The organism is uncultured Paraglaciecola sp., assembly GCF_913058035.1.
Lineage (GTDB): Bacteria > Pseudomonadota > Gammaproteobacteria > Enterobacterales > Alteromonadaceae > Paraglaciecola.
Genome location: NZ_CAJXPA010000002.1, coordinates 28,605 through 42,750 on the forward strand (window position 1 = coordinate 28,605; position 14,146 = coordinate 42,750).

The following is a 14,146-nucleotide window of genomic DNA, read 5'->3' on the forward strand; positions in this document are numbered from 1 at the left end:
ATAGTCGCTTTATTAAATTGAATGAAATGAAAAATACTATATGGTTACTGTGAATCTTATTCATTAGGTGGTGTTCGATGACCGATGTCACAAAAGTCCAGCAACTTGATCTTAATTTACTCAAAGTGTTTGAAAGTATTTATCAAGAACAAAATATGTCGCGGGCAGCAGAAGTGCTGCATATTACTCCTTCAGCAGTTAGCCATGCATTAAAAAGGTTGCGAGAATATTTGGGTGATCCACTATTTCAGCGCAGTAATAATCGGATGTTACCTACACCTGCGTGTCAGCGTATGGCTCCGCAGATAATTGATAACCTGACCCGCCTAATGCAAATATTGCAGCACTGGGGTGAGTTTCAACCGCACAGCAGTCAACATCATTTTCGTTTGGGTATTCATTACGCCCTCGAACCTTCTATTTTGCCTAAGCTAGCGAAAAAATTGGCCGAGTTTGCGCCTAACATTACTTTTGCCAGTGTCAAAGTAGACAGGGAGAACTTAACTCGAGAGTTAGGAGCAGGGCATATTGATATGGCGTTTGATGTGGCTTTGCCCATCAAGCCTCCTGTATTACACACCAAACTTATTGATGATGAGTTTTGTGTGATGATGCGCAAAGGCCACCCTCTGGAGTATCATTTAACTCGGTCAACGTATTTTAACGCAAAACATATTGGTGTATCTAATCGCCCAAGTGGAGCTGGGGCCGAGGATATTTTATTTCAACAGCAAGGGCTCGCGCGGCAAATTAGTATCCGATGTCAGAATTACTATGCAGCAAAAACAATGCTTATTGAGTCTGATTTTTTGTTAACTGTGCCCTATTTATTAGGTAAAGAGTTAATGGAAGGTACGAGGCATGACGGTTGTTTATCACAGGTCCCTATGCCTGTTCGCTTGACTAACATTGAGACGCATCTCTACTGGCACAAAAACACTGAGCATGACGAAGCCTTAAGTTGGTTTAGGCAAATTTCGGTTTCATTGATCTAGATTCATATTGGCTTTAGTCGCGAGGGGTTTCCATGTCGTCGTATTTTTTGTCTTTCAAAATATTCAGTTTTATTTGTCTCGACCCGAGCCGAGTCAGCCCAACCCGAGCCGAGCCAACCCAACCCGAGCCGACCTGAGGAGCGGGTTAATTGTTATTGGCAGTGTTTGCATTCACTGTTTTAGAAAGGGCAGTGGTATCGGCCAACTATGTTTAATACCTATTAGAATATCCTATTTATTTTGTTATTTTATTAAGACTGGAATATATCACCATAGTATGGACCGCCGAGCAGCCGCTCACTTTTTTCATGTTTGTATTCCGTTAAATCTTCTGCCCAAATATTTTGGTTAGGTTACCTAATTGTGATTGTCACTTTTACTTTACGCTACTGCAGTGATATCAACTTACCTTTTAATAAACTGTGACTCATTAATATAAAACAGACTCATTATACTTTTAGCTTCAACTTTAAAGCGCAAAAGTATCAACATTCAGCACAAAAAAAATAGCTTTTAGAGTACACACGCCAGAACCGAATGTTATATTACGCATCAATGATTTTTATAAACTCGTTACTTAAAATGTTATGTCAACGACTATTATACGCCTCGGTTAATATTAAACATTTAGCTTAGTTAAAATCTAAAGAGTCAATTACTTTGCTTAGTATTATAATCCCTACATTAAATGAATCTCAAACTGGTTATCTGCCTAAGATATTTGATGCCTATCATGAGGTGCCAGGTATCGAGATTATTTGCGTGGATGGCGGCAGCACCGATAATACAATTTCTTTAATCAAGCAATCTACTGCTAGGTTGATAGCCACCGATGTAAGCTCGCGTGCGGGTCGTTTAAACGCCGGTATTGCACAATCTAAATTCGAGATGGTGCTGCTTCACCATCCACGGAGTCTTGTCGATATTGAAGGCATTATGGCCCTTGCTAATCTATCGACAGATAATCGCTGGGGAGCTTTTACACATCAGTTTTCAATATCTCATCCTCTACTTGATTTCACGTCGTGGTATTCAAATTATATAAGGGGGGGACTGCGCAGTATATATTATTTAGACCACTGTATATTTGCACAAAAACAACTGCTACTTGATGTGGGATTATTACCTGATATAGATATTTTTGAGGATACTGAAATATGTTTAAGATTAAAAAAACAGGGTAAGCCGATTAGATTACCCTTTATCAGTCAAACTTCAGCGGTACGTTTTCAGGTGCAGGGAATTTATCAGCAAGCGTTAAAAAATCAGTATTTGAAATGGTTATATTATTTTAATCGCTCTGACACAAAGATGAACAGACTGTATGAGAAGGGTCTAGAACTAAATACTAAATATGAAAAAAAGAAAAACCACAAATAACTGCAGCCTTTTGGTTGGTTTTTAATTTTGTTATCTAGTATTGAAGTCAGCACCCAAAAAATTTTGTCAGCTTCTCTAAGCTCATTCTGCTGGTGAAAAATTTTCAATTGAACATGTTTGATCAACAGTAGGCTCACCAAACGAATCAGTCAGCTTTGCTCTACTCTATCTAGCTTTTGTCTATCAATAGCTAGAATGTTTTGCTACCGGGTTGAAAATAACTACAAAAATTAGCTTGTTCGATATCACTTATATGATCTTTATACTCCAATAATATCGTTCAAAGTGGAGTGGTTTGGATGTGTACCTGAAACTAAACAGAAACCAAAAAACCAATAACTAGCGCAAAGCCATATGGTAAAACAAAGTGAGTAATAGAATATATTTTGAGTTAACCACTGATATCGTAAGATATTTACCGATCAGTTAAAAATTTTAAAGTTGAAATATGACATTATTTTTTGTATTCGCGGTTCAGTTTGTTATAAGAACAACCGCAATATGTTGTGCGTTTTATAGATCCTTACATCCCTACATCCCCCCATCCCTATATCGCTTCATCTCCCTCTTCAGAAGTACGAATACGGATAGCGCGTTCAACTTCAGATACAAATATTTTTCCGTCACCAATTTTTCCAGTTTTAGCGATAATTACTTCGATAAAACGTTCTACTTGATCATCTACGAGTACAATTTCAAGCTTAACTTTGGGTAAAAATGTCTATTTTGTATTTTGCCCCTCGATAGGCTTAGGTATGACCTTTTTGACGTCCATAACCTTTTACTTCTGTCACGGTCAATCCTTATATACCGACTTCAGTTAATGCTTCTCGCACATCTTCAAGCTTAAAAGGTCTGATTATGACTTCTATTTTTCTCACTTATTTTTTTCACTTGTTTTTTTCACTTATTGTTCTCACTTTTTAAATTATTTGTAAAATAATACAATAGCTAGCCAATAAATTGAGTGTCGCTTTTAGACTCAAAATAAAGTGTTAATAACCGAGCGTTAATTAGTTGTTAACTTTATTTTGTGAAGCACTTTTATAGTTCAGGTTAAAAGATCAGGTTTATAAAGTTATTTTATGTATTTGTTTTAAGTGTTTGTTTTAAGTAATCGTTTTGAGAATTTTGTTTTGATTGATTGTTTTTATAAAAAGTACAAATTTATGACAGCTCTTAATGGACGGGCGATGGTGGAGCATGGAATAATCTCTTAAAATATTTAAACTTAAACAATAACGGTTGAATACACACACATGAGCATATTAAAACGCATACAAATGATATTGGTGATTTGTCTGATTAGTGTTGGAATTGACCAGAGCACCAAGTGGTATGCCTCGGAGTATTTGCCTAGGTTTGAAATGAGCAGCTACTGGGGCGATATGTTACGTATTGGATACGCAGAAAATACCGGGGCTTTTTTAGGTTTAGGTAGCAATATGTCGGATTCAGCTAAATTTTGGATATTTGTTTGTGCGGTAGGTTTGGTCTTGTCTGCTCTATTGATTTATATCCTAAAAACTAAGACTCAAACAATATATGGATTGACTTCGCTAACTTTTATTTTTTCTGGCGGTATCAGTAATTTTTATGACAGGGCTTTAAACAATGGCGCAGTGATCGACTTTTTAAATGTCGGCATTGGCTCTCTAAGAACTGGCATTTTTAATGTTGCCGATATGGCTATCATGCTCGGTGTATTTTTATTATTATTTGCCAAAGATAAAAAGGCTGATATTAAGGACAACTGAACCTATGGTGCATTCTGCTAAATCAGGGGCATATCAGTCACCACTTGGCAAACTGTTTGCTCGCCAGCAACCTAAAGTAAAAGCTAAGCAGGGCATGGCGAAATTATTATTAACTTACGCAGAAAATGACAATAAGCGAATTGCCCACCTAATTAGTCAATGGATAAACGAGACCAACTCTTCTAAATAATTACTGACTAAGAAAAATTAAAGCTCCAAAAATTAAAGAGCCTAAATAAAGCGTTAATTTAAAACTTGAATCTGCCAAACAATAAACAAGCTGTTTTAGTTTTAATTCAGAGTAGCTGTTTTAAGCTGTTCTAGCTAGATACAGAAAAATTGTCTTTATACATAAATTGGTTTGGAAGAAAATGCTTTCATGGTATTAATAAATGTTATTTCTTACTAGTTTTGTACATTTCTTGCCCTAGCTACGGTGCCAATTTTGATTGTGCTGGGAAAGGACTATGGCCTAATGAAAGAGGCATAACATTTTTCAAAAAAGGCTCAGTTGAGAGCACAGTTCTGGGCTCATCATTGAAATTAGCAAAAATAGCACAAAATGAAATTTTGGTTCCAAAGGAGTCACTGCCAGTGCAGACCGTTCCTAAAGATGTTAAAGAAACTAGGATCAGTTTATTTTTGTATCCTCTGGGTATTATATTGCTATTGGTCGGTGGACTAATTACTCGAAATGCAACACATAGCGGTTTGTCGAGTTTTCATATCAGATCCACATTGCATATTTAACCGCGTCATTAACCTACATGGAAATGATGCGTCATCAATCAATACCATACAGTGAATCTTTGAGCGTTTGTTATATGTGGTCGTATCGATCTCATGTATTTCCCAATGCGGGTGTTTAATCTAGGCACACTGATATCATTATCAACCGGTTCATCTAATGTGATCTTCGCAATACTTATGTCTATCGCCATTTCCGTTAGGGCTGAGTTGAATGTATTTATGTAGTGCTGTTGTTCTCAGTGGTGGTTAATTTTGCGATCATGTCTCTCTTATATCAGATACCACAGTACTCGCCTCTGTGGGGCTGAATGCGATCATCTGGGTCATGTTACTACCCAAGCCAGATAAGTAGGGGTTATTGGACTACTGACATTGCTAGCCTTCGGTTTAGCTGAAGCTTATGTGTCTGTATATATGTTGCCATTTTCAATTTTTGTGCTGTTTGTTGTTATGTACTTTTTAATGGAGTTTTTGGAAAACGCTTAGGAAAAGGCATTCTAAATTAAGATTTGGACCAAAAGTTCACCAAGAGTCCACCAAAAGTCCAATAGCACAACAACGAGAAGAGTTAATGCATAAAAAATTAACTCGTAGACAAGCCATTAAAATAGTTTCTGGTACTCTTTTGTTTTCATTTGTTTTCATTTGTTTTCATTTGCACGTATTGCTATTCGGTCTGCTCAAGGTGATAAAGTTGTTTTTGGGTGCGGTGTTGCAAGCGGTGATCCAGACCAGATCAAAGCTGTGTGGTAGTGTGGACGTGGCCCCGCGGCTTAGCAATACCTATAAAAGTGGATTGGTTTGTTGTGACCGATGCAGCTTTTAATCACATGGTTGCCTTTGAAATATTCAACACCCAGAATAGTCGTGATCATACGGTCAAAATAGTTGCGTATGCTCTTGAGCCAGGCGAAACATATTTCTATAAATGTATAATCCAAGATATTATTTCGCATTTAAGTTGTTTTTTTATGGCATCAATGTATTTGCCCTTTAGCTTAATCGAGTTAACGCTAAACTATCAAATTTTACCCCTGACCAGCCTGTCAGTATGAAGTTACGGATATTGCCATGGTCTGTTCCCGCTGGGTTTGCTAATACATCATTACGATAAAAGTTTCCAAACAAGTTGAGGGTTTCAAGTTCAGTTAATTCATGTAATTGAGCAAAGTGGAAAATCTTGCAAGAACCTTCATTGCTGCCTGCTGCATTGAGCAACGTTCCATTACTAAAACCTGCTGGTGTGTAATTATAAAATTGACTAATCACCTGCATAACAGTTGTAAACTGGATGGTGTCTGGGGCTTGGTGTAACTGGGTGATCAAATCGTTTATCGTCGTCAATTTATTCAAAGTCATAGTGTGTCCGTTGTTTTAGATAGATGAAAAGAAAAGGTTAATTGGCAATCAATATGTTTGAGTATTGTATTGACGAACATCGGTGTGGCCATTGTCCTTTCGTTATTTGCTGATGTCACAGCAATAAGAATGTCGCAGTCTTGTATAGGTATTTGTTGACGAACATAGAAGATATTTAAGTCGTCTAAATTATCTAAACTTTGATTTAAACTAACAGAACCAACAAAACAGCTTTTTTCGGGATGATGCTCGTAAGTGACCCCATCGACTTCTCTGAAAAGTGTGATGGCTTGGAATTTATCTAGATTTAACAGGCGAAAAGTGACTTCGATTTTGATATTCACCACTCCTTAATAATGATGATACACAAACGTGATCTTGTTGAATAAAGGAATATTAATTATATTCTAACTGTTTAATCAATATCGAATTAAATCTCTTTTTGTCCTAATATAAATCAAACATAATTTAGATTTTGGATGAAGTGTAAATCTATTTCAGTGAATAACTGAAGTTAAGTCACAATCAGCCTTTTAGTTTAACCTAGTTAGTAGTCAGACCAAAGGAACCAATATGAAAATTGTGATGGGGAAATTTAGCCGTGAGCCTTTTCATGCGTTATCAAAAAAAGAAGTCAGTTTGTTATTAAAAATAGTGCCTGACGAGTGGGCAAAACATGTATCCAGTGTGGTATTGAGTTCAAAGATATTTAAGAAAACTAAGCTTGTAAAACCAGTGGAATATACCACCACCACTCAACAGCTATCCATCTATTCAAGAGGTTTAGTACGAGACAATATCGCCAGACAATTGCTACACGAATTAGCGCTGATTAATGCACAGGCTAAGGAGACTCAGTTTGATGAAACCTGCGATCTACATGCAGTGATTAAACCTTATATGGATAAGTTTTTGAAGGTGAGGTTTTAGATGTATCGAAGCAGCTCTTATAGGACGTTTCAATAAGCCTACACCACAGATAGGGCGTAGCTAATAAAAAAAACCGGCTTTTGCCGGTTTCACATTGATGCTTTTAAAAGTGTGTCGCTTAAGCCTTAGCCGGACGTCCAGCTTGTTTCCGTAAATTCTCAGTCAATAACTTTTTACGAATACGTGTACTTAAAGGCGTCACTTCAACCAATTCATCGTTATCGATAAATTCAAGCGCTTGCTCTAGCGACATCACAATAGGCGGAACTAAACTTTGCGCTTCGTCTGTACCTGATGCACGTACGTTCGTTAACTGCTTACCTTTAAGGGCATTAACCGTCAGGTCATTTTCACGCGCATGAATACCAATCACCATACCTTCGTAAACTTCAACACCGTGGCCGATAAATAATCGTCCGCGACTTTGTAAGTTAAACAATGCGTTAGTCAGTGCTTTACCTGTTGCGTTGGCAATCAGTACACCACTCTTACGCTGACCGATTACTCCACCTTTATGAGGGCCGTAATGATCGAACGTGTGGTAAATCAAACCAGAGCCTGATGTCATAGTCATAAAATCAGTTTGAAAACCAATCAAACCACGGCTAGGTATCATGAAGTCCATACGAACACGGCCTTTACCATCGGGTGACATATTGGTTAATTCACCTTTACGTGTACCAATTTGTTCCATAATAGCTCCTTGATGTTTTTCTTCAACATCTATGGTCACTGTTTCGAAAGGTTCGTGGGTCACGCCATCAACTTGTTTCAAAATAACTTCAGGACGAGAAACGGCTAGCTCATAACCTTCACGTCGCATGTTTTCAATCAATATGCCCAAGTGAAGTTCACCACGACCTGATACGCGGAACTTGTCTGGATCTTGGGTTTCTTCCACTTTTAGTGCCACATTGTGGATCAATTCTGTTTGCAAACGTTCATGGATGTTACGTGATGTGACGTATTTGCCTTCTTTACCACAGAACGGTGAATTATTGACTTGGAAAGTCATGGTCACAGTTGGCTCATCTACAGACAGAGGCGGTAATGCGTCAACTGCATTTGGATCGCATATAGTATCTGAGATTTTAAGTTCGCCTACACCTGTTACTGCAACAATGTCACCTGCGTCACCAGAACTGACATCGAGACGCTGTAGTCCTAAATAACCCTGTACCTGACCAATTTTAGCATTGCGGGTTTTGCCGTCAGCACCAATAATGGTTACTTGTTGATTAGGCCTAACCGAACCGCGGGTAATACGACCTATACCAATTACACCCACATAAGAGTTGTAATCAAGTTGCGACATTTGCATTTGTAATGGGCCGTTGATATCGGCAACAGGCGGCTTAACATGTTTGACGATAGTTTCAAACAAAGGCGTCATGTTATCGCTAGGCACCTCTAAATCGTTGGTAGCCCAACCATTTATAGCTGATGCGTATACCACTTGAAAATCTAATTGGTCGTCAGTTGCACCTAAGTTGTCGAACAAATCAAATACCTGATCTATTACCCAACTCGGACGAGCGCCAGGCTTATCAATTTTGTTAATAACAACAATTGGTTTGAGACCTTGTGCAAATGCTTTTTGTGTTACAAAACGCGTTTGTGGCATGGGGCCTTCTTGTGCATCAACCAATAATAATACTGAATCGGCCATAGACATGACTCGCTCCACCTCACCACCAAAATCGGCATGGCCAGGCGTATCTACTATATTGATGCGATATTCGTTCCATTTAATCGCAGTGTTTTTTGCAAGAATGGTAATGCCGCGTTCTTTTTCAATGTCGTTTGAGTCCATCACACGTTCTTCGACTACGCCGCGGCTTTCTAATGTGCCGGATTGTTGTAATAACTTATCAACTAGGGTGGTTTTGCCGTGGTCAACGTGGGCTATAATAGCTATGTTCCTCAAATATTCGATTGAGGTGTTTGATGAACTCATTGTTTTTTCTCTGTTAGGGCCATGGAGGTGTCAATTGAGACTGTGACTGATTAAAGTCATCCGTAGCAAAATTGCTGAAATTTCAAAGCGCGGATTATATAATTTAAAAGTACGAAACGGTCAAGACTTTTGAGCATTAAAACTACAAAAATGCTAATTAACTGACACATCCTTCGGAAACTCCCAAAAATCATCATTGCTATCCATGTAAGTTGGTTTATGCAAGTTGTTGTGTATTTTAAAACGTAAAGTGCGTATCGCCAATGTGTAAAATTCAGTCTATCCAGTGATAATAGTATTTGGAGAGTTTAGACAAAAAATGAATAGTTATATGAGAGATATAGTGCTAAAAACGTGATTTAAACGCAATGCTATCGAGCAAAAGAATTGACTAAAGTGATTTTAATTTAACATTAAGTTTTAATCGGAGCTGTTTTATTTTTCTGTTAAAAGGTGTCACAGATAAGCTTATCAAAAACTATGTTTGTGTTGTGTTTCAAGCTAAGATTGTCATGTTATCCGTTTGAAAGTAGTAAAGGTTTCCATGTGCTTTGTAAGTATCGATAAATAATCAATTGATGACCCTCAGTAAATTTAGCCCCACCAATTTGCTCCAGAGATGCTTTCCTGCTGCGTTCTTTTGTATCGCTATGTTGGCTTTTTTCTTATTTGCATTCCATTTTGCAGTGACCCTTCAATCTACACTTAAGCAAGCTGACGATGGTCAGATTTTGTTGCATAGCGATGATTTTTTGCAACAAAAAACGATTGGGCTCGATGGGCAATGGTATTTTTTCCCGAGTCAGCTAGTGGATCCACAAAACGTTGAGGGTTTACTGAAAGGAGCGACAACTATTAAAGGATCTGGCGGATGGAAATTTGATAGTCAAGATATGCAAAAACAAGTTGAGGGTTATGGGACCTATTATTTGAAGGTTAATTTGGATACTCAAGATATAAACTTGGCTATGCAAATACCCTACATTGAAACAGCCTATAATCTTTATATTGATAACCGTTTAGTCGCCAGTGGGGGAGTAGTGTCAGCATCAGTTAATGGAGCTGAGCCTGGTTTTAATTCCAGTATTATTACCCTGCCCCAAAATGTTGATGCATTCACTATTACCTTGCAAGTATCTAATTATCATTCTGCTTGGGGGGGAATTTGGTTACCGTTTGTGGTCGGTGAAGTCGATGCAATTTACTCAGAGAGGCAGGCTCTAGTCGCATTGAGTGTTTTTATTATTGGTGTGTTGGCGGTGACGGTTGCTTTTTATCTTATTCAGTATTACCTGAGGCCTAGTGACAAAATACCTCTGGCTTTTGCCTGCTTCTGTTTTATTTTATTTTTACGCGAGTTCACAGCTGAGCATATGCATTTTGCATTGGCGTTTTTAGGGTTTGGGCATGCATTAGTTGTTAAGCTAAATTATCTTTCTTTTTATATTGCCTTACCCGCGGTGATATATTTTATGCAGTTATGTTTTAGGCATTCATTCAATAGCAAGCTGTTGAGAGTGTTATACGGGGTTTCAATCATATACTCGTTGTTCGTCCTCTTTAGTCCGACACGTTATATTGGCCTATCTTTGACCAGCTACCAGATTTTTGCGCTTTTAACCTTCATTTATATATTAAATGGTCTAATTATGGCCGCTCGAGCTAAACAGCTTGGCGCAAATATGATGATACTGGGTGGCATGTTCGTTATTGTCTTCGCGATAAACGACATGTTACATGCCAATGGTATTATTAACACCGGACGTTTAATCAATATAGGTATTGTGGCTCTTATTATTTGTCAAAGCTACATTATCAATAAACGTTTTAATAACATTATTACTGATAATGAAAGTTTGACTGAGCAGTTGCAACAGCATAATGCAGATTTAGAGGCCTTGGGTGCTCAATTAGAAATAAAAGTTGAACAGCGAACGACGCAGCTTAAATTGGTTAACAAAGAACTTAAAAACCTAGTCAACATTGATAGCCTGACAGGTGTATTGAATCGTGAAGGACTCCAACAACATCTTAAATCAGCTTATGAACGTTTGCGGCGCTCTCATGAACCGAGTTCTATTATATTGTTCGATTTTGATCATTTTAAACGTATTAACGATACTTTTGGTCATGATGCAGGGGATAAAATCCTTGTATCTGGAGCAAAGGTTATTCAGAATTTTATAAGGGAACAGGATAAACTCATCAGATGGGGAGGTGAGGAGTTTTTGGTTTTGCTTCCAGATACCGAGCTTAATGGCGCTGAGTATATCGGTAATAAATTACGGCGTGCGATCAGCGAGCAACTCGCAGACGAAATCCCCAATAATGTTTCTGTGGAAATTACTGTGACCGGTGGAGTATCGGAATTTAGAAGAGATGAAACCTTTGAAGTACTTTTTAAACGAGCAGATAACGCGTTATATAAAGGTAAAAAAGCAGGACGAAACTGCATTCGAAGTTGAATTTTGAGCACATGTGATTGTTTAGTCATTCATTATTTCATCACCCGTGTTAATGAACAGTGAATTGACCTAAAACTATTAGTCGGAGTATATGGTGCGCGAGATAATCAACTAAGTAATGGCTTGTCGGTAATTGAGCATCATGACCTCTAAGATGATTAAACACGTGTTTAAAAGGTATTGTTGCAGAACGTTACATTTACTACATCTACACTGCTGATAGTAAAAATAAGTTGTATGGCATGAAAGCTATTTGAAAAAAGCCATACGCTCGCTGATTGGCTTTGAGTGTCGGCGTATGCCTTTGATTTCAATATTATATTCAGTGCAGCCAAAAAAAAACCGGCTATGCCGGTTTCAATTTAATCTGATAAAAGATTGTAGCGCTAATGTTAAATCGTAACTGACCTAACCTTTAGCTGGACGACCAGCCTGCTTTCGCAAATTTTCAGTCAATAATTTCTTACGGATGCGCGTGCTGATAGGCGTCACTTCAACCAACTCATCATTATCGATGAACTCAAGTGCTTGCTCTAACGACATCACAATCGGTGGAACCAAACTTTGTGCTTCGTCTGTACCTGATGAGCGTACGTTAGTTAACTGCTTACCTTTCAGGGCGTTAACCGTTAGATCATTTTCACGAGCGTGAATACCAATAACCATACCTTCATATACTTCAAGACCATGGCCGATAAATAAACGTCCGCGACTTTGTAAATTAAACAATGCGTTAGTTAATGCTTTACCTGTTGCATTGGCAATCAATACACCACTCTTGCGCTGACCAATTATGCCGCCTTTATGAGGTCCATAATGATCAAACGTGTGGTACATCAAGCCAGAACCAGACGTCATCGTCATAAAGTCAGTTTGGAAACCAATTAAACCACGGCTAGGGATCATAAAGTCCATACGGGTGCGGCCTTTGCCATCCGTTGTCATGTTGGTTAGTTCGCCTTTACGTGTACCCAACTGTTCCATGATCGTACCTTGATGTTGTTCTTCAACATCTATGGTGACTGATTCATAAGGTTCATGAGTCGCACCATCAACTTGTTTCAATATAACTTCTGGACGAGAAACGGCTAATTCGTAGCCCTCACGACGCATGTTTTCAATCAGTATACCCAGGTGAAGTTCACCACGCCCTGAAACACGAAATTTATCCGGGTCATCTGGCATTTCTTCAACTTTTAATGCTACGTTATGGATTAACTCGTGTTGCAAACGCTCAAGAATATTACGAGAAGTAACAAACTTACCTTCTTTACCGGCAAAAGGAGAATTGTTGACTTGGAACGTCATGGTCACTGTTGGCTCATCAACAGAAAGAGGTGGCAACGCTTCGACTGTATTTGGATCGCAAATAGTGTCAGAAATCTTAAGTTCGCCCACGCCTGTCACTGCAACAATGTCACCTGCGTAAGCAGAATCCACTTCGTTACGTTGAAGGCCTAAGTAACCTTGTACCTGACCAATTTTACCGTTGCGCGTTTTGCCATCGGCACTAATAATAGTGACCTGTTGGTTAGGCTTTACTGAACCACGAGTAATACGACCTATACCGATTACACCTACATAGGAGTTGTGATCAAGTTGCGACATTTGCATTTGAAGTGGACCGTTAGCATCGGCATCAGGTGCCTTAACGTGTTTGACAATCGTTTCAAACAAAGGCGTCATATTATCACTAGCGACATCCAAATCGTTGGTAGCCCAACCATTTATGGCTGATGCGTATACTACTTGAAAATCTAGTTGGTCGTCAGTTGCGCCTAAGTTGTCAAACAAATCAAACACTTGATCCAATACCCAATCAGGACGTGCACCTGGCTTATCAATTTTGTTGATAACAACGATTGGCTTTAAACCCTGAGCGAACGCCTTTTGTGTTACAAAACGCGTTTGTGGCATAGGGCCTTCTTGCGCATCGACTAGTAACAATACTGAATCGGCCATAGACATAACACGTTCTACTTCGCCACCAAAATCAGCATGACCAGGTGTATCTACAATATTAATGCGGTATTCGTTCCACTTAATTGCGGTGTTTTTCGCAAGAATAGTAATCCCCCGCTCTTTTTCAATATCGTTAGAGTCCATCACACGCTCTTCGGCTACGCCGCGGCTTTCTTCTAAAGTGCCAGACTGTTGTAATAACTTATCAACTAGGGTGGTTTTGCCGTGGTCAACGTGGGCTATAATAGCTATATTCCTCAAGTTTTCGACTGAGGTATTTGATGAACTCATTGTTTTTTCTCTTTTAGGGCCACATATCCGTCAGTTAAGACGCTCAACTTTTTAAAGTTATATATAGCTAAATTACTGAAATTTTATGGGCGCGGATTGTACAGTTTTATCCAACATTTAGCGAACTTCAAATGCATATTGCTTTAAATAAAGAAAACACACTCAACTGGTCAACTTATTATTAACATTATTGCAATAAAATGAAGTGTTTAGGTGCGTGGGCATTTCTTTGGTGCACTCATGCTTTATTATGGTGCATAGCATGCTTTTTTTTTCGTTTACGCTATGCTAAAAAAACAT

Annotated in this window: 11 protein-coding genes and 2 pseudogenes; 8 read left to right on the forward strand and 5 right to left on the reverse strand. The window is 38.5% G+C overall.

What is annotated here, in order from left to right:
- Positions 1 to 77: 77 nt before the first annotated feature.
- Positions 78 to 995, forward strand: a complete 918-nt coding sequence (locus QZ562_RS00510; RefSeq protein WP_293755455.1) for a LysR family transcriptional regulator — start codon at positions 78 to 80, stop codon at positions 993 to 995.
- 660 nt (positions 996 to 1,655) lie between these two features.
- Positions 1,656 to 2,375: a glycosyltransferase gene (locus QZ562_RS00515; protein ID WP_293755457.1), complete on the forward strand. Its 720-nt coding sequence runs from the start codon at positions 1,656 to 1,658 to the stop codon at positions 2,373 to 2,375.
- 547 nt (positions 2,376 to 2,922) lie between these two features.
- On the opposite strand, the pseudogene QZ562_RS00520 reads toward QZ562_RS00515, so the two are convergent.
- Positions 2,923 to 3,256 (reverse strand): annotated as a pseudogene (locus QZ562_RS00520) (P-II family nitrogen regulator).
- 378 nt (positions 3,257 to 3,634) lie between these two features.
- Between QZ562_RS00520 and lspA the strand changes: the two are divergent.
- The 4 genes and pseudogenes from lspA to QZ562_RS21185 all read left to right on the forward strand — a co-directional run.
- On the forward strand, positions 3,635 to 4,132 hold the full coding sequence (gene lspA, locus QZ562_RS00525) for a signal peptidase II (RefSeq protein ID WP_293755459.1): 498 nt from the start codon (positions 3,635 to 3,637) through the stop codon (positions 4,130 to 4,132).
- Between the two features lie 4 nt (positions 4,133 to 4,136).
- A complete protein-coding gene (locus QZ562_RS00530; RefSeq protein WP_293755461.1) occupies positions 4,137 to 4,322 on the forward strand; it encodes a hypothetical protein in 186 nt (61 codons plus the stop codon).
- A 347-nt stretch (positions 4,323 to 4,669) separates the two neighbouring features.
- Positions 4,670 to 4,882: a hypothetical protein gene (locus tag QZ562_RS00535; protein ID WP_293755463.1), complete on the forward strand. Its 213-nt coding sequence runs from the start codon at positions 4,670 to 4,672 to the stop codon at positions 4,880 to 4,882.
- A gap of 743 nt (positions 4,883 to 5,625) precedes the next feature.
- Positions 5,626 to 5,937: pseudogene (locus tag QZ562_RS21185) on the forward strand (PhoD-like phosphatase N-terminal domain-containing protein); the annotation flags it as partial.
- Here QZ562_RS21185 and QZ562_RS00540 read toward each other — a convergent pair.
- Positions 5,876 to 6,241 (reverse strand): HopJ type III effector protein, encoded by a 366-nt coding sequence (locus QZ562_RS00540; protein ID WP_293755465.1) that lies wholly within the window; start codon positions 6,239 to 6,241, stop codon positions 5,876 to 5,878. The pseudogene QZ562_RS21185 and the gene QZ562_RS00540 sit on opposite strands and share 62 nt — an antisense overlap.
- Positions 6,238 to 6,585 (reverse strand): hypothetical protein, encoded by a 348-nt coding sequence (locus tag QZ562_RS00545; RefSeq protein ID WP_293755467.1) that lies wholly within the window; start codon positions 6,583 to 6,585, stop codon positions 6,238 to 6,240. The genes QZ562_RS00540 and QZ562_RS00545 overlap by 4 nt, the downstream gene beginning before the upstream one ends.
- Before the next feature lie 229 nt (positions 6,586 to 6,814).
- Here QZ562_RS00545 and QZ562_RS00550 point away from each other — a divergent pair, with 229 nt between their 5' ends.
- Positions 6,815 to 7,171, forward strand: coding sequence for a hypothetical protein (locus tag QZ562_RS00550; protein ID WP_293755469.1), 357 nt, complete (start codon positions 6,815 to 6,817; stop codon positions 7,169 to 7,171).
- A gap of 118 nt (positions 7,172 to 7,289) precedes the next feature.
- On the opposite strand, the gene typA (QZ562_RS00555) is transcribed toward QZ562_RS00550, so the two are convergent.
- On the reverse strand, positions 7,290 to 9,128 hold the full coding sequence (typA, locus tag QZ562_RS00555; protein ID WP_293755471.1) for a translational GTPase TypA: 1,839 nt from the start codon (positions 9,126 to 9,128) through the stop codon (positions 7,290 to 7,292).
- Positions 9,129 to 9,778: 650 nt separating this feature from the next.
- Between typA (QZ562_RS00555) and QZ562_RS00560 the strand changes: the two genes are divergently transcribed.
- Entirely contained in the window at positions 9,779 to 11,593 is a 1,815-nt protein-coding gene (locus tag QZ562_RS00560; protein WP_293755473.1) for a diguanylate cyclase, read from the forward strand.
- A 408-nt stretch (positions 11,594 to 12,001) separates the two neighbouring features.
- Here the strand turns inward: QZ562_RS00560 and typA (QZ562_RS00565) are convergent, their stop codons facing one another.
- Complete coding sequence (gene typA / locus QZ562_RS00565; protein ID WP_293755475.1) at positions 12,002 to 13,846, reverse strand: translational GTPase TypA; 1,845 nt, start codon at positions 13,844 to 13,846, stop codon at positions 12,002 to 12,004.
- Positions 13,847 to 14,146 lie beyond the last annotated feature (300 nt).